Here is a 19,450-nt window from a genome sequence, read left to right as displayed (position 1 = left end):
CGTATATGCTGCGCAGTTTGTAGGACTGAACGCATGTTCGCACGGGGGAGTTAGCGAATGAGGAAGGCCAACCCGGAGGATCTGGAGCAGCTCGCGAAGCTGCTGGACGGCAGGGGTGGAGCGCAGGACAAGCTCGCGGAGGCATTCACGCGCGCCTCCACCCTGGGCGTCACAGCGAAGCTGGGCCCACTGCGGCCGATCCAGAGCTGGAACACGGAGACCGCACCCGACCTGCGCAAGCGCGCAGGCATCCTGAGGGCCGAGAACGGCGACCCGACGGGCGGCTTCCTGTGGGCGGGCTTCTCGGCCGGGGACGCCGCGCGGCTGGCGACGAACCCGCAGCTGGCGATCCTGGCCGGCGCGGCCTCGCTCGCCGACGACGGCTCGTTCGACTGGGTCAAGCGCCAGCCGAACGAGACGTACTCCGAGTGGCAGGACCGCATGAAGAGCGAGTCCGTCACCAAGATCACCGGGGACAAGAAGCTGGGCGATGCCGTCGCCGACTACCTCGACCTCGTCGAGTTCATATCGACCGCGCCCGCCGCCCTGTTCAAGTCCGGCAAGGCCGCCTGGGACCTCAAGAAGTACTGGGGGGCGGACAAGAAGGCACTGAAGGCACCCGGAACCTTCCTCGCGCAGATGCTGCGCGGCCACGGGTCGACGTTCACCCACGGACTCGCCCGCCAGGGCGGCCGGGTCGGCCGGATGATTCCGCCGCCGGTGCTCAACTTCCTCGCCGGAAACAACAGCTACGGCATCCTCCAGGCGAAGCGGTGGGCGTGGGAGGTCAACCTCCTCAAGATCGGTCCGCAGGCGGCGCGGCTCCAGGGGCTGGGCGGCGCGGGCGCACTGAGCCGCTTCGGGGCGGGCGCCGGGGCCACGCTGAAGACCGCCGGCCTCTGGCGCGGCGCCGGCATCGTGGGCAGTGCCGCGGCCACCGGCTGGGGCGCCTACGAGCTGTACCAGAAGGGCAACCCGGTCGAGGCGTTCAAGAAGGACGGGGCGGGTTATGTGGCACAGGTCGCGGGAGTCGGCTTCAACGCCTCGTTGACGGCGGCGATGATCGCGCCGAACCCCATCACCTTCGGCGCCGTCGTGGTCACCGGCGCCATTTACGGCGTGGCGTCCATCGTCGACAACTGGGACACGGTGAAGAAGTGGCCGGGCCAGGTGGCGGACGCGGCGGGCAGGGCCGGGGAGGCCATCTCGAAGGGTGCGGGCAAGTTGGCCGACGGGGCCAAGAAGCTCGCGAGCAAATACAACCCCTTCGACTGAGTTGGGTGCCGTGAACAGCAGCGTGCGCATCGAACTCGGCTACCGGGGCGGCTCCGAGAGGTACCTCCGGGGGCTGACCACCCATGTATGGGCCGGGACCGTGGACGGCTTCGGCACGGTCGAGCTGAGCTCCCCGGTCGAGCGGGACGCCTCGGACGGCCTGGGCAGCTCCGTGGTGGGGCAGGGCATCCCGCCCATGCTCTTCCACGGTGTGGGCTTCCGCGGGGCTCCGAGGATGGCGGGGATGCAGCTGACCGTGGACGGCTGGTCGGCGAAGCTGCGGCGCCGGCACCTCGCCGTGACCCGGCGCGGCCGAGCGCTGCGCATCGAGGTCGCGGGCCGGTCGTACCGGTACCAGGTGGCGGGCGGCAAGCTGCGCCACGAGCTGCTGCGCGAGGGCGCCGCCGTCACCGTGGTCCGGTCGTCCTGGCGGCATCCCCGGACCCTCTCCGGTTCGGGACGGGGGAACATCGACAGCTGGGACATCGGCTTGGCGATCCTCCTGGAGAGCGCCTACACCCGGAACCTCACCTTCGGCGGTGCCGTGTACTCATGGCCCGGCCGCGTTCTGAGCAGGATGGACGACCTGCCGGAGCTCTGACCGTCGGCCGGGACCGGGAGGAACCCGAGCGGTAAACTCACACCATTCGACTGAGGGGCGCCGAATGCACAATATTCCCTTTGAGCTTTCCTATCGTGGGCCCGCCGAAGGGCATATCGAGGGTACGGTCACACACGCCTGGTCCGGAGATGTGCCCGGATTCGGGCACATCGAGCTGAATTTCCCGGTGAAGCGCATCGACAGGGAAGCCAACATCCTGCTGGCCGCGGCCTGGGGGGAGCGTTTTCCGTCGGTCACCTTCGCGGGAATGGGATTCCGCAATCACTTGCGGATGGTCGGGATGAAACTGACGGTCAACGAGTGGGAGGCGACCTTCAAGCGGCGCCACCTGGCCGTCACGCGTCGGGGCCGGGCTCTGCGCATCAAGGTCTGCGGCCGGGAATACCGCTATCAGGTGCTCGACGGCAAGCGTCAGCACGTGCTGCAGCGGGACGGAGCCAGCGTGACCACGACCCGTTCGGAGTGGAGACATCCCCGGACGATCACCGGTGTCGCGCAAGGGAACATCGACAACGTGGATGTCGCCCTGGCGATAGCCCTGCAAAGCGCCTACACGCGCAATCTCACCTTCGGTGGTGCCGTGTACTCCTGGCCCGGCCGGTTCATGAGCCGGCTCGACATTCCCATGTGATTCACATCAATTGTCTTGCAGTCAAAGGAATATGACATGCCTTCGATCGACGCGGCCCGCCGTCGTCTGCGCCTCGCCGACTCCCACATCAGTGTGCTGGGCCTCCTGGTGGAGGAGGATGCGGTGCCCTCCGAGCTGGAGACGGCGCACGCCGAGCTCCGCGCGGCCGGAATCGTCGGAGACGACGGTTCCATCATCGGGGACCTCTACCCGCTCGTCTCCACCCTGCTGGCGCCGCGCGTCATCGTCCGTACGGAGATAACCGGTCCCCAGGGAGTCCTGGAGAGCGGCGCCGTCATCGGCAACGACTTCGTCTTCACGCACGAGGGCTGGCTCGGCGAGGCCGAGTCCGAGTACGTCCCCGTGGGGGCGCCCCTGCTCGTCCCGGCGCTCGCCCGCAGCATCGACCTGCACGACGACATCCTGGAGGGCGCCGACCTCACCGAGGTGATCACCTCCACCACCGGTGAGCTCGACGCACTGATGGTGCGCATGGAGGCCGGTCAGGGGAGTGTGGACACCGACGAGGTCGTACGGGCGACGGGAGCCCCGGCGCGGCTGGTGGAGGTGCTCGCGCAGCTCAACTGCATGTGGCGGATGACCGTGGTGTGGAAGAACGCCCACGTCGAGAACGCCGAGCCGACCTTCACCGGCCTGGCGGTCTGGGACTGCGGGCTGGAGGGCTACTGGGTGCGCGAGCTGCCCGCGGAGCCCGTGCGCGAGGGGGAGGTGTCCCAGGAGAGCCCGCTGCGGGTCCGGCGCACCAATGCCAAGGAGCTGTGGCAGATGATCGCCGACCTGCTGCCGGACGGCTCGGAGCTCGGCTGACCCCCTGGCCCCACCGGTCGTACGACACCGCCCGCCGGGAGAATCCCGGCGGGCGGTGTCGGTGGTGCTGCGCCTCAGCGGTTGACGGCCTGGATCTCCTGGACCGTGACGTTCTGCGGGTCGCCCACCATGGTGGCCGAGGGAAGGGCCGCGGGGGCCGAGCCGCCGCTGGTCCAGCTCGCGGTCCACGTCACCGTCGCCTGGAGCGGGAACGTGCTGCCGCCCGAGGAGCGCAGGTACGTGACCCCGCACGGCGGGGTCTGGTTCTCGGCGCCCGGGGTGAACGGGGCTCCGGCTCCGGCACCACCCGTGTTGAACGCGCACTCGCCGCCGGCCGGGTGCAGCGTGGCGTCGCCCGTGCCCGGCTTGATCCGGACCGACGCCGGGGTCGCGGTCGCGGTCGCGGAGAGGGTCGTGCCGCCCGCGTTGATGGTGGCCGTGACGCTCTTCGGCTCGAAGACGCCGCCGTCCATCCAGGCCCACGTGGCCAGGTTGACCTTGGTGTTGTTCGCCGGGGCCAGGCTGACCTGGGTCGTCGGCAGGTTGATCGCACCGTACGCGGCCTCCGCCAGCATCTGCGGCGTGATGGCCTGACGGAACGGCGGCGGCGTGCCGTTCGGCACCCACTCGGGCAGCTCGCTGCACGACATGGCGGCGAGCTCGGTCGCGCGGTCCGGATTGACGACGGAGACCCAGAAGGCGCCCTCGGACGCCTTGTCGAGGTTGTAGTCCTTGTACTTGCCGTCCTTGTAGATGTCCCGGAACTGCCCGACGGCCGTCTTCGCGTAGCTGTGCTGGCCCGGGTAGTTGACGGTGTCGCTGTAGAACGCCTCCACGTACTTCTGGAACTCGGCGGCCGAGCGCGGTTCGTACCAGCACGCCGGCGGCGTCCAGTTGGTGACGGTGCTGAACCCCTTGGACGTCTGCCCCGGCTGACGCCTGTCCCCGGTGATCTGGATCGTGGAGGTCAGCGTGCCGTCCTTGAGCCCGCCGCCGCCCTCGGCGCCCCGGGAGGAGTCCGGCGGGATGTCCGCGCTCGCGGTGCCCGGTATGAGTGCCAGTGCGGCGGCCGTCGTCGCCACCGCGATCCAGCGCATCGGAAGTCCTACGGTGTGCACGTCTTGTCTCCCCGCTTCGAAGTGAGCTTCGTGGTCTGCCACACGCCCTGATCGGTCTTCTCCACCCGGACCTGGTACCGGATGTACGAGTTGGCGGTCACGGGCGTGGTGAGCACCTTGCCCGTCTTGCGTTCCTTGGCGAACGCCTTGCCCTCGTCCGCGCAGTACTCGACGCCCGCGGACTTGGCGTCGCCCGTCTCGATCCGGGGGTTGAAGAAGCGCGTGGTCCCCGTGGGCGTCAGGCCGTCCTTCTTGAGCTTCGCGATCCAGGTCGAGGCGCCGATCAGGGCATCGCCCTTGTGGTAGAAGAGGACGGCCGGGGACTCGGCCGCGTCGCCCGCGACGGCCGCGTCGACGGACGCGACGGCGTTCTTGATGTCCCCGAGGAGGGCGTCCTTCACGGGGTCGCCCGTCGTCCACCCCTCGAACTCGTGCTTCAGGTCGGCCGGCAGCGCGACGTCGGGGCGGCCCGCCACCGGGTCCGACGGGGCCGCGCTCGGGGGCGCGGACGACGAACCCGCGCTCTGGTCCGAGCCTGCGATCTTGTCGTCGGTCTTGTCGCTACCTCCGCCGCATGCGGTCAGGAGCAGGGTGGCAGTTGCCGTAGCGGCGACTGCAACGGGCAAAGTGCGGCGGTTCACTGGGCAGCTCCCGGTGGGACGAGGGTCTGTGAAGCGTTCTGACGCTACCCGCGCGGAGAATGGTTTCGCCAGGGCGAATGGGACCGGATCCACGCCGGGGCGGACCGTTGCCCGCCCACCCGATGGGGATTGCGTCGAATGTCGCGACCGCGAAGTCGGCCCGCCCGTCCGCGGGGTGTGGAGGTTCGGTGAACCTCTGCATGCGGTGGGGCCGTCGGCGGCGTCGGGGCCGTCCGGCGCGGTCGCGTCCGGGGGCGCGCGGCGGCGGACCGCGGGCTCGGCGCGGACGGGAGCGCGGTGGGGACGCCGGATCGCGGTCCGCCGCCCGAGGGCTGGTCAGGTGGGCTCGGACCGGCGGGAATGGGGTCCCGTACGGAGGTTCGCGGAGGGTGTCTGAGTACCCGTACTGAGTACGCGTACTCAAATCCGCGCTCCCGGGGCGGGCGGCGCCGGACTCGCCTTGAGGTGCTTATGTGCTACTGCTACCGTGCGATCACCTTGCTTTTTCTATAGTTCGGTCAAGTCGCCAACAGGCTTGGTTCTGTTCGAGAATGACCGGTTTTGTCTTTCGCGGTGCACGGGGAGCGGTGGAGTGAAGGTCCAGGAACGTTCGGGCGCGGCCAGCCACAGGGGTTCCGGCTCAGCCCAGGGCGTTGGTGAGCGGCTGCCCTCCTCGGGGCGGGAACGCAAGCCCGCGCTGGCCGCGTTGGCGGTGCTGCTCATCCTCGTCGGCGCCCTCGGGGCCACCGTGCTCGTCCTGCGGGCCGGGGAGCGGATCGAGGTCGTCCGGATCGTGGCCGACCTGCCCGCGGGCAAGTCCGTGACCGACGCGACCATGAAGCCCGTGATGGTGGCGGAGGACCCTGCCGTCCACTACGTCCTGTGGGAGCAGCGCGAGACGCTGAAGACCCTCCAGGCCAAGAACACGCTGGTCAAGGGAACCATCCCGATCGGTGAGATGTTCGCCCAGGACAAGGGCCTGCCGGACGGCAAGGCCCTGGTCGGCCTCTCCCTCAAGGAGGGCCAGTACCCGGCCGGGCTCAAGGTCGGCGACCACGTCTCCGCCTACAAGGTGACCGCCGACACGGCCGCCGCCGCCAAGCCCGGCAGCGCCGGCGAGGGCAACACGCTGCTCGTGAAGGACGCCAAGGTCACCGACATCTTCGTCGGCGACGGCAAGGCCATCGGCAGCGGCAACCTGCCCGTCACCGTCATGGTGGCCACCGGCGAGATCGCGCCACTGACGCAGGCGGCCGCGGCCGGCCAGGTCGCCGTGGTGCTGATCCCGTCCGCCAACGGCTGATTCACGAGCGCACAGGAAAGCAGAAGACATGGCGCTCATCGCACTCGCCGCCGACAAGGGGTCACCCGGCGTGACGACCGCGGCCGTTGCGCTCTCGGCCGTATGGCCGCGTCGCACGCTGCTCGCCGAGGCGGACCCCGCGGGCGGAGACCTCGTCTACCGCAGCTCGGCCTCCCACGGCGGGCCGCTCAACCCCAACTCCGGCATGCTGTCGATCGCCGCGACCGCCCGTCGCGGCCTGGCCCCGGACCAGCTCTGGGACCACGCCCAGACGATGTCCGGCGGCCTCGACGTCCTCGTCGGCCTCGGGTCCTCCGAGCAGTCCGCGGGCCTCATCGGCCAGTGGCCGCTGCTCGGCCGGGCGTTCGCCCAGCTCGGTGACTCCCCGCACGCGCCCGCCGACGTCATCGCCGACTGCGGACGCATCAGCGCGGACGGACCCGCGCTGGAACTGTTCGCCCACGCGAGCCTGGTGCTGCTCGTCGCACGCACGACGCCCGAGAGCATCGCGCGGGTCCGCGACCGGGCCCTCGCGCTCTCCGCGCGCCTGCACGGCGCCCAGCGCGGGGCCGCGCAGTTCGGCACCCCGCTGCTCGGCGTCGTACTGGTCACCGACCCCAAGGACTCCGCCAAGGTCGTCAACCAGGTCAACGACATGCTGGTCGCCTCGCACTCGGGCGTCCGGGTCGTCGGCACCCTCGCGTACGACCCGCAGGGCGCGGACCAGCTCGCCGGCCGCCGCCGGGGACGCCTGGACAAGTCCCTGCTGATCCGCTCCGCCCGGCAGATCTCCTTCGACCTGAACCAGCAGTACGGCACCCTGTGGGCCGGCCCCGCCGGCGGCCCCGCCGGCGCACCCCCGGGCACGGCCCGATGAGCGCCGTGGACCACACGCTCGTCAAGCGGTTCCGGCAGGAGGCGGGCGACCGCATCGCCGAGCAGCGGCGGGTGGACCAGCTCGCGGGCCTCATGCAGATGTCCGGCGAGGACGAGCGCCAGTACGCCCGCGCCGTCATCGCCCAGATCCTGGAGGACTACGCCCGCGGCGAGATCAACGCGGGCCGTACCCCCTTCGACGCCGAGACCGAGGAGCAGTTCGCGGCCGCCGTCCACGCCGCGCTCTTCGGCGTCGGCCGGCTCCAGCCGCTGCTCGACGACCCCGAGGTCGAGAACATCGACATCAACGGCTGCGACCAGGTGTTCGTCGGGTACGCGAACGGCAGCGAGGTCCGGGGCGACCCGGTGGCCGAGACCGATGAGGAGCTCGTCGAGCTCATCCAGGTCCTCGGCGCCTACTCGGGCCTGTCCTCGCGGCCCTTCGACTCCGCGAACCCGCAGCTCGACCTGCGCCTGCCCGACGGCTCCCGGCTGTCGGCGGTCATGGACGTCACCCGGCGGCCCTCGCTCTCCATCCGACGCGCCCGCATGGGCAAGGTCTTCATGGCGGACCTGGTCGGCAACGGCACGCTCACCCCGGAGCTGGGGCACTTCCTGTCCTGCGCCGTCCGCGCGCGCAAGAACATCATGATCGCGGGCGCCACCAACGCCGGCAAGACCACGCTGCTGCGCGCGCTCGCCAACGAGATACCCCCGCACGAACGCCTCATCACGGTGGAGCGGGCCCTGGAGCTCGGCCTCGACACCTTCACGGAGCTGCACCCCAACGTGGTGGCCTTCGAGGAGCGCCTGCCCAACTCCGAGGGGCAGGGCGCCATCATGATGTCCGAGCTGGTGCGCCGATCCCTGCGTATGAACCCCTCCCGGGTCATCGTCGGCGAGGTCCTCGGCGACGAGATCGTCACCATGCTGAACGCGATGTCCCAGGGCAACGACGGCTCCCTCTCCACGATCCACGCCAACAGCTCCAGCGAGGTCTTCAGCCGTATCTCCACGTACGCGCTGCAGGCCGCGGAACGGCTGCCCATCGAGGCCAGCCAGATGCTGGTGGCCGGCGCCATCAACTTCGTCGTCTTCGTCGAGCGCCGCAACGCCTTCCAGAGCGGCGGCCGGCTCCGCCGCGTCGTCACCTCCGTGCGCGAGGTCAACGGCGTCGACGGCCGCGTGCTCTCCAGCGAGGTCTTCGCGGAGACCTCCGACGGGCGCGTCGTCGCGCACGCCCCGATCTCCTGCATCGAGGAACTCATTCCCTTCGGCTACCGACCCAGCGGATCCTGGGGGTGAGGCGGACATGAACAGCATCACCTCCATGGGCGGCCTCTTCTCGCTGCCCGTCCTGTACGCGCTCCTGTGCGGGCTCGTGGTCGGCGGCGGGCTCGCCCTGCTCACGGCCGCGATCCGCGGCCTGCCCGTCAAACCCGAGCACGAGCGCGCCAATTCGCGCGAGCGCCTCGCCGAGCTGGCCCGGTTCGCCGGCCGCCGCGGCTCCCTCGCGATCGGTACCGGCCTCGCGATCCTGCTGCTGACCCGCTGGGCGGTGGCGGGCATCGCCACCGGCGTGCTGGTCTTCTTCTGGGACCGCCTCTTCGGCGGCGCCGCCGAAGAGCGGGCCGCGATGCGCCGGGTCGAGGCGCTGGCGTCCTGGACCGAGTCGCTGCGCGACACCATCGCCGGAGCGGTCGGTCTGGAGCAGGCCATCCCCGCCTCGGCCCGCGCCGCGGCCCCGGCCATGCGGCCCCACCTGGAGACGCTCGTCGACCGGCTGCGGGCCCGCATGCCGCTGCCGGACGCTCTCCAGCACCTCGCCGACGAGATCGACGACGCGTCCGCCGACATCATCGTCGCCGCGCTGATCCTCAACGCGCGGCTGCGCGGACCCGGTCTGCGGCAGGTGCTCGGCGCGCTCGCCAAGTCGGCCCGCGAGGAGGTCGACATGCGCCAGCGCGTGGCGGCCCAGCGCTCCAGCACCCGGCGCAGCGTGCAGATCGTCGTCGGCGTCAGCGTGGCCTTCGTACTCGGCCTGTCGATCTTCAACCCGGACTTCGTGTCCCCCTACAACTCTCCGGTGGGCCAGGTCGTCCTGGCCTGCGTGTGCGGCCTGTTCGCCCTGGGCTTCTGGTGGCTGCGCAAGCTGTCCACCATCGAGACGCCCGAACGCTTCCTGGTCCGCGACGCCCAGCCGGTGCGCTTCGCGCAGCCCCCGTCCGAACGTGAGGAGGTCGGTCCGAGGTGAACCTCACCCTTCCGGTCGTCATCGGGGCGGTCCTCGGTCTCGGCGTCTACGCGCTCGTCCGGGCCCTGGTGCCCTCCAAGCGCGGCGCGGTGGCCACCGTGGCCCAGATCGACGCGATGCGGGCGCGCGGCGCCCTGTACGAGAACCCGGGCCGCACCGTCCAACAGGACGTGGAGGCCGGGAAGATCGGCACCCTGCGGGCCGGCGTCGGCGCCCGCGTGGCCGACTTCTACCGGCAGCAGGGCTGGGAGCAGCGTTCCCTGCGCGCCGACCTGAACGTCCTGGAGCGCAGCTGGGAGAACTTCCTGGCGACGAAGATCCTGCTGGGCGCGGCGGGCCTGTTCTTCGGCCCGTTCCTCTTCGTGATCGTCATGACGCTCGGACTCGGCAGCGGACCGGTCGTCCCGGTCTGGATGGCACTGGTCTGCGGCGCCCTCTTCTTCTTCCTCCCCGATCTGGAGGTCCGCCGGGACGCGGCCGACAAGCGTCGTGACCTGCGCCGCGTCATCGGGGCCTACCTCGACCTGGTCGCGATGAACCTGGCCGGCGGCCGCGGCCTGCCGGAGGCGCTCATGGCCGCCGCCGAGATCAGCGACGGCTGGGCCCTGCGGCGCATCCGCAACACCCTCGCGGACGCCCGCATCACCGGTACCAGCCAGTGGCAGGCGCTCGGCATGCTCGGCGAGGAGCTGGGTGTGGAGGAGCTCAAGGACCTGGCGAGCGCGCTCGGTCTCGTCGCGGAGGACGGCGCGAAGGTACGGGAGTCCCTGGCCTCCCGCGCCGAAACGATGCGGCACCGCGAGATGGCCGAGATCGAGGGCAGCGCCGGCGAGAAGTCGCAGTCGATGCTCGTCGCCCAGCTCCTGCTCTGCGCCGGCTTCCTGGTCTTCCTGATCTTCCCGGCGGCGATGCGCGTCTTCCAGGGCGCCTGACCCTCCCGTTCGACCTCCCCTTCACACTCTTCGAGAGGACCCCCCCATGAACGGCTTCCGCAGCAGCCACCCGGCTGTCGACTTCCTGGTCACCTTCCTGCAGGGCCGGGTGCAGCGCGCCCGTTCCGGCGAGCTGGACCGCGGCGCCTCGGCCGTCGAGTGGGTGATCATCTCGGCGGTCGTCGTGGCGATCGTCGGTGTCGTCGCGGCCATCATCAACGCCGCGCTCGGCGAGGGCGCGAAGAAGGTCGGCGACTGCATCGCGGGCGCCAACCAGTCCGGTACCTGCAAGTAGCAGCTGCGCACTCGTGACCGACGCCGTGATCCGCTGCGCAGCCCGGCTGCGCGGTGCCGTACGCCGCAGGACGGAGGCCGCCTCCGCCCGCGGTGACTCCGGCATGTCCGCGATCGAGTTCGTCTTCCTCACCCCGGTCCTGTTTTTCATGATCTTCGCGGCGGTGCAGTTCGCCCTGTACTCCTTCGCGGACCAGGTGGCGCAGTCCGCCGCCCAGGCGGGCGCGCGCGAGGCGCGGGCCTCGGCGGACGCCGACCCGGGCGGCTGGCGGGGCAAGGCGCGCAACACGGCGGACAGCTACATCCAGCAGCTGGGCCCCCAGCTGGTGCTCGGACCGCAGGTCGTGGTCGACCAGCCGGCGGCGGACACGGTGCGGGTGGTGATCACGGCGCGGGTGCCCAGCATCGTGCCGGGTCTCGACCTGACCGTCCACGCGCAGTCGAGCGGCCCGGTCGAGCGGTTCGTACAGGACGGGGGATGACGCTCCGATGAGTCTTCGGACGAGTCTGCGAACGGGCCTTCGGGCCCGGCAGTGGGTACGTGACCGGGCGGCGGCCGGCGGCCGGGGCGGCGATCGGGGCATCTCCACCCTCGAAGTGGTCATCATCGCTCCCGTCTTCTTCCTCTTCATCCTGGTCCTGGTCGCCTTCGGCCAGCTCGCGCAGGGCCGCGGCGCCGTCGACGGAGCCGCGCGCGACGCGGCCCGGGCCGGCTCCATCCAGAAGGACCAGCGCACGGCCATGGCCGAGGCGCGCAAGGCGGCGGAGGCCGATCTCAGTGACGTGTGCGCGGGTCCGGTGACGGTGCGGCAGACCAGCGCGGGCTTCACGGCCGGCGCGTTCTTCCGGGTGGAGGTCAGCTGCGAGATCCGGGGCCTGGCCATGCTCGGACTCGACGTCCCGACCAGGATCAGCGGCGAGGCCGTCTCCTCGCTCGACCCGTTCCGGAGGGCGGCGTGAAGGCACTCGACGGGCTGCGGGCCCGGCTCGCGGCCCGCGGCGCGGACCTCGACGACCGGGGCTCCGGCGCCGGCGCGCTGATCATCTTCAGCATCCTCTTCCTGGCCCTGGCCGCCTTCGTCGTCGACGGCGGCATGGCGATCTCCCAGCGGGAACGGGCGGCGGACATCGCCGAGCAGGCCGCGCGGTACGCCGCGCAGGACATTGACCGGGCCGCCCTGTACGCGGGTTCGGGCGGCGCCCCGATCAACTTCGAGAACTGCGGGGCCCGGGTCCGCGTCTTCGCGCAGGAGGCGAAGCTGTCGGGGCCGGACGTGGCCGCCGCCGGCTGCGTCTCCGCCAACGCCCAGCGGGTCCAGGTCGAGATCCGGCTGACCTACCGGCCCGTGCTCGGCCTGTACCACCGCGGACCGGTCACGGTGCGCGGCCGGGCGGTCGCCGAGTCCGTGACCGGATGACCCGGCCGCCGGAGCCCCCCTCCCCGTATCGCCCCACCGACCTCTCCACACAGGAAGCCGCCATGGCACGCAGAACCTCCCGCACGAGCGCCGCACCGAGGCCGCGGCGCACCTTCGGCGACTTCGTCAAGGCGTTCCTCGCGTTCCTCGCGCTGGCCGTGCTCGTGTTCGGCGTCCCGGTCGCGCTCGCGTCCCAGGTCGGCTGGCCGCTGCCCGACGAGGTGCCCTCGCTGGACATGCTCCGCGAGCAGATCACCGTCAACACCTTCATCCACGTACTGACCGTGGTGGTGTGGCTGGCCTGGGCGCAGTTCACCGCCTGCGTCCTCGTCGAGGTCAAGGCCGCCGTGTCCGGCTTCGGGATGCCCGCGCGGGTGCCCGCCGCCGGGGCGAGCCAGGCCCTGGCCCGGCAGCTCGTCGCGGCCCTGCTGCTGGTGACCGCCGGAGCGGCCAGCTTCACCCCCGGCCTCTCCCAGCTCGGCCAGGCGCTGGAGGACCAGCCGCGCCCGGGCGTGGCCGCCTCCGCCCAGCTGACCCCGGGGCAGCAGGCGCAGCAGGCCGCCCAGGACCGGGCCGCCGAGCAGGCGGAGTCCGACCGGCAGGCGGCCGAGCAGGCCCGGGAGGAGGGGACGAAGTTCTACCGGATCCAGCCTCCCGAGGGCCGTCACCACGACTCGCTGTGGGAGATCTCCGAGCGGCACCTGGGCGACGGCCGCCGCTACTCCGAGATCTACGAGCTCAACAAGGACCGGGTGCAGCCCGACGGGGAGAAGCTCTCCAAGGCCAGCCTGATCCGGCCCGGCTGGATCATGGAGATGCCCGCCGACGCGTACGGCGGCGACCTCGTGCAGATGCCGGACGAGGCGCCGCAGGTGTCCGAGAAGGTGCGCGAGCAGATCCTGGAGTACTCCAAGAGCGGCGACCACCCGCAGGCGGCCGGCAACACGGCCCAGGGCGGCTCCGGCACCGCGACGGGCGCGGTCGACACCGACACCACGCAGTTCGTCCTGCCCAAGGACTGGGCCACGCAGGACCGGACGGGCGCGGTGCAGGTCTCCGACACCGCGATCGGCGCCGCTGACAGCGGCGCCGCGGCCGAGGCCGCCGACGACTCCTCCTTCGGCCTCCCCGAGGCCCTCCTGGCCTCCCCGCTGCTCGCCGCCGGCCTGCTGGCCGCCCTCGGCCGCCGCCGGCGCACCGCCCTGTGGCAGTCCGCGATGGGCGCCGTCACCGGGCGCGGCGCCACACCCCCGCCCGTCCCCACGGGCGAGGCCGCCAACGTGCAGGACGCGCTGTTCGTCGGCGCCGACCCGGCGGCCGTCCGCCGCCTCGACCACTCCCTGCGCGGCCTGTCCGAGGCACTCGCCGCCGCATCCCGCCCGCTGCCCACCGTGTACGCGGCCTGGCTGGCCGGCGGCGAGATCCACCTCCAGCTCGGCGACGGCGAGGCCGCCCCGCCCGCGCCGTGGCAGCAGGGCCAGGACCACACGGTCTGGCGGCTGGACCAGGCCTCCGCAGAGGCCGCCCCGGCGGGCACCACCGCCGCCCCCTACCCCGGACTGGTCAGCCTCGGCACCCTCGACGGCAACCGGCTGCTGCTGAACCTGGAATCCGTACCCGGCATGGTCTCGCTGACCGGCGCGGACGAGGACCGGGCCGCGGTCATGTCCTCGATCGCCGCCGAACTCGCCACCAACGGCTGGTCGGACCGCCTGACGATCACCCTGGTCGGATTCGGCGAGGAGCTCACCGCCCTCGCCCCCAGTCGGCTGCGCCACCTGCCGGACATCGACGAGCTGCTCCCCGTCATGACGGCCGAGACCCGCCAGCGCGCCTCCGCGCTCGGTGCCGCCGGCCACGACTCCGTCCTCACCGGCCGCACCGGGCACGCGCAGGAGAACCGCTGGGCGCCGCACCTCGTCCTGATCGCCGCCGAGCCGACCGAGGCCCAGGCCGCGGAGCTCGCCGCACTCGGAGCGGGCGCGTCCCGCCTCGGCATCGGCTACCTCCTCGGCACGCCGACGAAGAACCTCCCCGGCGCGGTCTGGGAGCTGGAGATGACCTCCGACGGCCGCCTCCTCGCCCCGGTCCTGGGCCTCGAACTCCGGGCCCAGACGCTGCCCCGGGCCCAGCACGAGGCCGTCGTCCAGCTCTTCCGCGACGCCGACGGCCGGGCGGGCCAGGACCCGAACCCGGACCCGGGCGCCCCGCCGTTCCTCGTCGACGTCACCGAGCAGGGCCGCCCGGCGGTCTACGCCCGCCTCATCGGCCCGTTCGAGATCATCGGCCTCGACGCCCCGGACCCGGACCGCGCGGCCCTGATGGCCGAGGCCCTGGCCCTGTGCCTGCTGCACCGCGAGGGCGTCAACCCCCGGGTGCTCGCCGCCGCCCTGTGGCCGCGCGGCGTCGGCGACGACGTCCGCGACGCGCTCGTCGAGCGGCTGCGCGAGTGGCTCGGCACCGACCCGGACGGCACCCCGCGGCTGCGTTCCGGCGTCGCCGGCCGGCTCACCCTGGCCCCGTCCGTCGTCTCCGACCTCGACGTGCTGCGGTCGCTGCACCACGAGGCCACGCAGGGCCGCGGCGCCCGCAACCCGAACGTCCGCGAGCGGATGCTCACCGACGCGCTGGGCCTCGTCCGCGGCGGCCTGCTGCCGGACCGGCCCGCGGGACGGTACGGGTGGCTCGCACACGAGATCATCGACGCGCAGCTGCCGCTGCTGGTCACCGAGGTCGCCCTGACCCTGTCCCAGCACCAGCTGGGCAAGGACCGGCCCGAGCAGGCCGTCGCGGCGCTCTCCAGCGCCCTGTCCCTCTCGCCCGCCGACGAGCGCCTGTGGAACGAGCTGCTGCGCGCCACCCACGCCACCGGTGACACGGACCGCCTCACGGCGCTCGCCGCCACGCTCACCACCCGCGCCGCCGAGCTCGGCGGCGGCCGGGGCCTGCCCCCGCGCACCGCCGCCCTCCTCGACGAGCTGCTGCCGTCCTGGCGCGGCGACGGCGCGGCGGCGGGCTGACGGGATGGACGTCACGGCGGCCCTGGCCGTGGCCGGCGCCGCCGTGTGGGGCGCCGCCACGGGTCTGCTCGTACCGCGCGCCGCGTACCGGCTCGGCGTCGCCCCCCAGGAACCGTGGCGCTCCCGCTGCCCGGCCGGCCACCCGCTGACGGGACCGGCCGGCGGCTGGCTCGGCCGCGCCACGTGCCCGGCCTGCGGCGAAGGGGCCCGGCCGTACGCACCGGCCCCGGCGGCGGCCGTGCTCGGCGCGGCCGTCTGCGCGACCCTGGCGGCCGCCGCCGGGCTCCGCCCGGAACTGCTCGTGTGGCTGGCCCTCGCGCCCTTCGCCGTCCTGCTCGCCCTCGTCGACCGGGCGGTGCAGCGGCTGCCCGACGTCCTGACGCTGCCGCTCGCCGCCGCGACCGCGGCCGGCCTCGGCCCGGCCGCGCTGCTGCAGGGCGCGGCCGACGCCTGGACGAGAGCCCTGCTCGGCGGCCTCGCCCTCGGCGCCTGCTACTTCACGCTCTTCCTCATCAACCCCCGGGGCATGGGCTTCGGGGACGTCAAGCTCGCCCTCACTCTGGGCCAGGTCCTGGGCTGGTACGGCTGGCCCGTGCTCTTCGCCGGCACCTTCGCCGCCTTCCTCGCGGGCGCGGTCCACGGCCTGTTCCTGATGGTGCTGCGCGGCGCGGGCCGCAAGAGCACCATGCCCTTCGGCCCGTTCATGCTGGCGGGCGCCCTGGTGGGCGTCGTGTACGCGGCGGCGACCGGCGCCCCGTAGGGCGGCGCGCGCCGGAACCGCGGCCCGCGGGGGGTGTGCGGGAGACCGTCCCGACCGCTGGCGTAGGCTGGATCGGTCCGGACCTTGACACACCGCCGAAAGGTGACGCACCGGTGACCGACCAGGCCGCTCTCCAGTCTGTCCTCGACCGCGCCGCCGCAGGGGGCCGCATCACCCCGGAAGAGGCGCTCGACCTCTACCGCCACGCGCCGCTGCACGCCCTCGGCCAGGCGGCCGACGCGGTGCGCCGGCGCCGCTACGCGGGTACCGAGCACATCGCGACGTACATCATCGAGCGGAACATCAACTACACCAACGTGTGCGTCACGGCGTGCAAGTTCTGCGCCTTCTACGCGGCCCCCAAGGACGCCAAGAAGGGCTGGTCCCGCGACCTCGACGACATCCTGCGCCGCTGCGCGGAGACCGTCGAACTCGGCGGCACGCAGATCATGTTCCAGGGCGGGCACCACCCCGACTACGGCGTCGAGTACTACGAAGAGCACTTCGCCGCCATCAAGAGGGACTTCCCCCAGCTGGTCATCCACTCCCTCGGCGCGTCCGAGGTCGAGCACATGGCCAGGATCTCCGGGGTCTCGGCCGAAGAGGCCATCCGCCGCATCCACGCCGCCGGGCTCGACTCCTTCGCGGGCGCCGGCGCCGAACTCCTCCCGGCGCGCCCGCGCAAGGCGATCGCCCCCCTCAAGGAGTCCGGCGAGCGCTGGCTGGAGATCATGGAGATCGCCCACCGGCTGGGCGTGGAGTCCACCTCCACCATGCTGATGGGCACCGGCGAGACCAACGCCGAGCGCATCGAGCACATCGCGATGATCCGCGACACCCAGGACCGCACGGGCGGCTTCCGCGCCTTCATCCCGTACACCTACCAGCCCGAGAACAACCACCTCAAGGGCCGGACCCAGGCGACGATCTTCGAGTACCTGCGCATGATCGCCATCGCGCGGCTCTTCCTCGACAACATCGCCCACATCCAGGGCTCCTGGCTCACCGTCGGCAAGGAGGCGGGCCAGCTCTCCCTGCACTACGGCGCGGACGACCTCGGCTCGATCATGCTGGAGGAGAACGTGGTCTCCTCGGCCGGCGCCAAGCACCGCTCCAACCGCCAGGAGATCATCGACCTGATCCGCAAGGCGGGCCGTACCCCGGCGCAGCGCGCGACCACCTACGAGCACCTCCTGGTGCACGACGACCCGGCGAACGACCCGGTCGACGACCGCGTGGTCTCGCACATCTCCTCCACGGCCATCGAGGGCGGCACGGCCCACCCCGAGCTGAAGCTCATCTCCACGAACTGACCCGTACCGCCCCCGAACCGCTGCCGACCCGACCCGAACCGCTGCCGATGCTGACGCTCCACACCGCCGAACTCCTCGTCCCCGGACCGGGATCCGCGCCCCTGCCCGGCGGCGCGGTCCTCGTCGACGGCGACCGGATCGCCCGCGTCGGGCCGTACGAGGAGCTCGGCGCGGCCCACCCGCACGCCCGCACCCGCCGCTGGCCCGGGGTCCTGACCCCGGGGCTGCTCGTGCGCGGGGCGGACACCCTGCTGGAGCGGACGTACTACCCGGACGACCCGTACGAGGTCGCCGAGCTCGGCGCCGGCCCGATCACCGGCCGGGGCGCGCTCGACGCCCTGGAGCTCACCGAGGCGCGCTGGGGCAACAGCGCGCGTCGCGGCACGCAGAAGCTGCTCGCGCGCGGGGTGGTGGCCGTGTCCGGCCGCTTCGCGATCCCGGCGGTGCGGACGGCGGTGGTCCGATCCGGGCTGACGGTCCTGCCGCCCGCCTCCTACGAGGGATCGCCGGACCTGGACCCGTTCGCCGGGCGGCAGAGCGCCGAGGAGGCGTTCCACGGGGCACTGGCGGAGGGCGCCCCGGCCCGGTTCGCGGTGTTCGCCGCCGAGGACCCGCGGGAGCTGCTCGCGCTCGGCGCGACCAGTTGCGTGGCGACGGTCATCGGGGGCCGGCTGCTGCACCGCCGGCGCTGAGCGCCGGCTCCGCCCCGCCGGGGCCCGGCGCGGCTCCGGCGGGCTCCGCCGTGGTGGGCGCGTCGCCCGCCACCGGTCGCGCGCCCTCCCGGGCCAGCGCGGACAGCAGACAGGCCTGCAGGCGGCTGATCCCGCCCAGCTTGGCCCGTATGTTCACGACGTGGAACTTGACCGTGCTGACGGACAGTTGGAGCTCGGCGGCGAGTTCCGCGTTGGAGGCCCCGGTGGCCAGGCACAGGAACACGGCCGACTCCTGATCGGTCAGCTGGGCGTCACGCGGTTCGCGCGCCGGCTGGCGCGCCGGCCTCCCCCGCGCCTCGTCGTAGGAGGGGAACCACGCGGGGACGCTGAAGCTGACGACGCGCACGGTTGACCACTCCTCGCCCCCGGCCGGCCCGATGCGGTGGTCCGGCTCTCCTCCCTAAGGGACGCGTGGACCTGACAGGTAGGTTCCGTTCGCGTCGTAGGGCCAGGCGTTCGCCTTGCAGCCGTGCAGTCCCTTGATCTGCTGCATCATCGCGGGAGCGGGCTGCCCGGCGCCCGGGCAGCCCTCGTGCTCCCGGCCGATCTCGTGCCCGACCTCGTGGTTGACGATCAGCGCCCGGTACTCCTCCACCGGCCCGTCGAACTGCGGCGAACCCTCCTGCCAGCGCTTGAGGTTCACCACGACGGTGTGGCCCGCCCGGCAGTTGGTCTCCCCGATCAGCTCGGGGGTGACCACGTCGCACAGCCGGTTGGTGGTCGAGGGAGTCGCGATCTTCACCGTGAAGTCCACCGGCTGGCCGGCCCCGACGAGCTGGAACCCGTACGCCGGGTCCCTGGTCCAGCCGCGCGGATCGCCGAGGATCGCCTCGACGGAGCGGGCCGCCGCATCGGGGTCGACCCCGCTGCCCTCCTCGACCTCCACGCGCCAGCGCAGCGCCGGACCCTTGCCCTGGGCATTCCCGGCCGTGCCGGAGCCCTTGAAGGTGCCCGGGCCCGAGGCCGGCACCGGGGTGGCCGAGGGGCTCGGGACGGCGGGCGGCGAGGTCGGGGCCGGCGCGGGCTGCGACGGGCCGGCCGAAGGGGTCCCGGCCGCCGCGGACCGCCGGCCGCCGTGCGCACCGGGGTCCGAACCGCCGCCGGACTCCCCGTCCGGGGAATCCTGGGCGCCCGCCGCCGACCGTCCGTCCGCCTTCGCCTCGCCCTCGTCCCCCGGAACCAGCGCGTACGCGGTCGCCGAGAGCACGACGAGCGTCACCGAACCGAGGAGGAGAGTGCGCCGCAGCCGTCTGCGCCGCTCGGCCCTCCGCCTGGCGCGCGGGCTGGTGGAGCGACCGGTGGAATGGCCTGCCGGCATCGTGAAGCTTTCTGTTCGAGGCGGCCCCTGCCGGACCGGCCACTGCATCGGGGCCCCTGATCGGTGGGTGACCCTCACCGGGCCGCACTCCGCCCCAGTCAACGTGACGCCCGGGGAGGGGAGTAACTGGCCTT

Annotated in this window: 21 protein-coding genes; 17 read left to right on the top strand and 4 right to left on the bottom strand. The window is 72.6% G+C overall.

The features are described 5' to 3' along the window. The first annotated feature begins 57 nt into the window (after positions 1 to 57). The 4 genes from ACWFQ8_RS03620 to ACWFQ8_RS03605 all read left to right on the top strand — a co-directional run bounded on the left by ACWFQ8_RS03620 (position 58) and on the right by ACWFQ8_RS03605 (position 3,356). Complete coding sequence (locus tag ACWFQ8_RS03620; protein ID WP_453784513.1) at positions 58 to 1,275, top strand: mucin-2; 1,218 nt, start codon at positions 58 to 60, stop codon at positions 1,273 to 1,275. A 10-nt stretch (positions 1,276 to 1,285) separates the two neighbouring features. Beyond that, positions 1,286 to 1,876: a hypothetical protein gene (locus ACWFQ8_RS03615; protein ID WP_453784512.1), complete on the top strand. Its 591-nt coding sequence runs from the start codon at positions 1,286 to 1,288 to the stop codon at positions 1,874 to 1,876. A 64-nt stretch (positions 1,877 to 1,940) separates the two neighbouring features. Beyond that, complete coding sequence (locus tag ACWFQ8_RS03610) at positions 1,941 to 2,528, top strand: hypothetical protein (RefSeq protein ID WP_453784511.1); 588 nt, start codon at positions 1,941 to 1,943, stop codon at positions 2,526 to 2,528. A gap of 36 nt (positions 2,529 to 2,564) precedes the next feature. Further along, entirely contained in the window at positions 2,565 to 3,356 is a 792-nt protein-coding gene (locus ACWFQ8_RS03605) for a hypothetical protein (protein WP_453784510.1), read from the top strand. Positions 3,357 to 3,430: 74 nt separating this feature from the next. On the opposite strand, the gene ACWFQ8_RS03600 is transcribed toward ACWFQ8_RS03605, so the two are convergent. Next, entirely contained in the window at positions 3,431 to 4,474 is a 1,044-nt protein-coding gene (locus ACWFQ8_RS03600) for a hypothetical protein (protein ID WP_453784509.1), read from the bottom strand. Next, positions 4,462 to 5,100: a hypothetical protein gene (locus tag ACWFQ8_RS03595; protein ID WP_453784508.1), complete on the bottom strand. Its 639-nt coding sequence runs from the start codon at positions 5,098 to 5,100 to the stop codon at positions 4,462 to 4,464. Before ACWFQ8_RS03595 ends, ACWFQ8_RS03600 begins: the two co-directional genes overlap by 13 nt. Before the next feature lie 607 nt (positions 5,101 to 5,707). On the opposite strand from ACWFQ8_RS03595, the gene ACWFQ8_RS03590 reads away from it, so the two are divergent. The 13 genes from ACWFQ8_RS03590 to ACWFQ8_RS03530 all read left to right on the top strand — a co-directional run bounded on the left by ACWFQ8_RS03590 (position 5,708) and on the right by ACWFQ8_RS03530 (position 17,977). Further along, entirely contained in the window at positions 5,708 to 6,418 is a 711-nt protein-coding gene (locus tag ACWFQ8_RS03590) for a hypothetical protein (RefSeq protein ID WP_453784507.1), read from the top strand. Between the two features lie 28 nt (positions 6,419 to 6,446). Then, positions 6,447 to 7,295, top strand: a complete 849-nt coding sequence (locus ACWFQ8_RS03585) for a hypothetical protein (RefSeq protein ID WP_453784506.1) — start codon at positions 6,447 to 6,449, stop codon at positions 7,293 to 7,295. Continuing rightward, on the top strand, positions 7,292 to 8,599 hold the full coding sequence (locus ACWFQ8_RS03580) for a CpaF family protein (RefSeq protein ID WP_453784505.1): 1,308 nt from the start codon (positions 7,292 to 7,294) through the stop codon (positions 8,597 to 8,599). Before ACWFQ8_RS03585 ends, ACWFQ8_RS03580 begins: the two co-directional genes overlap by 4 nt. Positions 8,600 to 8,606: 7 nt before the next feature. Beyond that, positions 8,607 to 9,548 (top strand): type II secretion system F family protein, encoded by a 942-nt coding sequence (locus tag ACWFQ8_RS03575; protein ID WP_384535269.1) that lies wholly within the window; start codon positions 8,607 to 8,609, stop codon positions 9,546 to 9,548. Continuing rightward, a complete protein-coding gene (locus ACWFQ8_RS03570) occupies positions 9,545 to 10,480 on the top strand; it encodes a type II secretion system F family protein (RefSeq protein ID WP_453784504.1) in 936 nt (311 codons plus the stop codon). Before ACWFQ8_RS03575 ends, ACWFQ8_RS03570 begins: the two co-directional genes overlap by 4 nt. Before the next feature lie 46 nt (positions 10,481 to 10,526). Further along, the gene (locus ACWFQ8_RS03565) at positions 10,527 to 10,775 is read left to right on the top strand and encodes a hypothetical protein (protein WP_453784503.1); all 249 of its coding nucleotides are present in this window, start codon (positions 10,527 to 10,529) and stop codon (positions 10,773 to 10,775) included. Positions 10,776 to 10,878: 103 nt separating this feature from the next. Then, on the top strand, positions 10,879 to 11,256 hold the full coding sequence (locus ACWFQ8_RS03560) for a TadE family protein (protein WP_453784624.1): 378 nt from the start codon (positions 10,879 to 10,881) through the stop codon (positions 11,254 to 11,256). Between the two features lie 7 nt (positions 11,257 to 11,263). Beyond that, positions 11,264 to 11,734, top strand: a complete 471-nt coding sequence (locus ACWFQ8_RS03555; protein WP_453784502.1) for a TadE/TadG family type IV pilus assembly protein — start codon at positions 11,264 to 11,266, stop codon at positions 11,732 to 11,734. Continuing rightward, on the top strand, positions 11,731 to 12,192 hold the full coding sequence (locus ACWFQ8_RS03550; RefSeq protein WP_453784501.1) for a pilus assembly protein TadG-related protein: 462 nt from the start codon (positions 11,731 to 11,733) through the stop codon (positions 12,190 to 12,192). The genes ACWFQ8_RS03555 and ACWFQ8_RS03550 overlap by 4 nt, the downstream gene beginning before the upstream one ends. Positions 12,193 to 12,254: 62 nt before the next feature. Next, positions 12,255 to 15,212 carry a BTAD domain-containing putative transcriptional regulator gene (locus tag ACWFQ8_RS03545; protein ID WP_453784500.1) on the top strand — a complete coding sequence of 986 codons (2,958 nt, stop codon included), beginning with the start codon at positions 12,255 to 12,257 and terminating at the stop codon, positions 15,210 to 15,212. A gap of 4 nt (positions 15,213 to 15,216) precedes the next feature. Further along, positions 15,217 to 15,972: a prepilin peptidase gene (locus ACWFQ8_RS03540; RefSeq protein ID WP_453784499.1), complete on the top strand. Its 756-nt coding sequence runs from the start codon at positions 15,217 to 15,219 to the stop codon at positions 15,970 to 15,972. A gap of 113 nt (positions 15,973 to 16,085) precedes the next feature. Then, a complete protein-coding gene (gene mqnC, locus ACWFQ8_RS03535; protein ID WP_453784498.1) occupies positions 16,086 to 17,285 on the top strand; it encodes a cyclic dehypoxanthinyl futalosine synthase in 1,200 nt (399 codons plus the stop codon). A gap of 47 nt (positions 17,286 to 17,332) precedes the next feature. Further along, positions 17,333 to 17,977 (top strand): imidazolonepropionase-like domain-containing protein, encoded by a 645-nt coding sequence (locus ACWFQ8_RS03530; protein WP_453784497.1) that lies wholly within the window; start codon positions 17,333 to 17,335, stop codon positions 17,975 to 17,977. Here ACWFQ8_RS03530 and ACWFQ8_RS03525 read toward each other — a convergent pair. Together ACWFQ8_RS03525 and ACWFQ8_RS03520 are read right to left on the bottom strand one after the other, a co-directional pair. Continuing rightward, positions 17,943 to 18,344: a response regulator transcription factor gene (locus ACWFQ8_RS03525; protein WP_453784496.1), complete on the bottom strand. Its 402-nt coding sequence runs from the start codon at positions 18,342 to 18,344 to the stop codon at positions 17,943 to 17,945. The genes ACWFQ8_RS03530 and ACWFQ8_RS03525 overlap by 35 nt on opposite strands. Before the next feature lie 54 nt (positions 18,345 to 18,398). After that, a complete protein-coding gene (locus tag ACWFQ8_RS03520) occupies positions 18,399 to 19,217 on the bottom strand; it encodes a DUF3152 domain-containing protein (RefSeq protein ID WP_453784495.1) in 819 nt (272 codons plus the stop codon). Between the last annotated feature and the right edge of the window lie 233 nt (positions 19,218 to 19,450).

This window comes from Streptomyces sp. NPDC055254, assembly GCF_053606025.1.
This window is presented reverse-complemented; position numbering and strand designations above follow the sequence as displayed.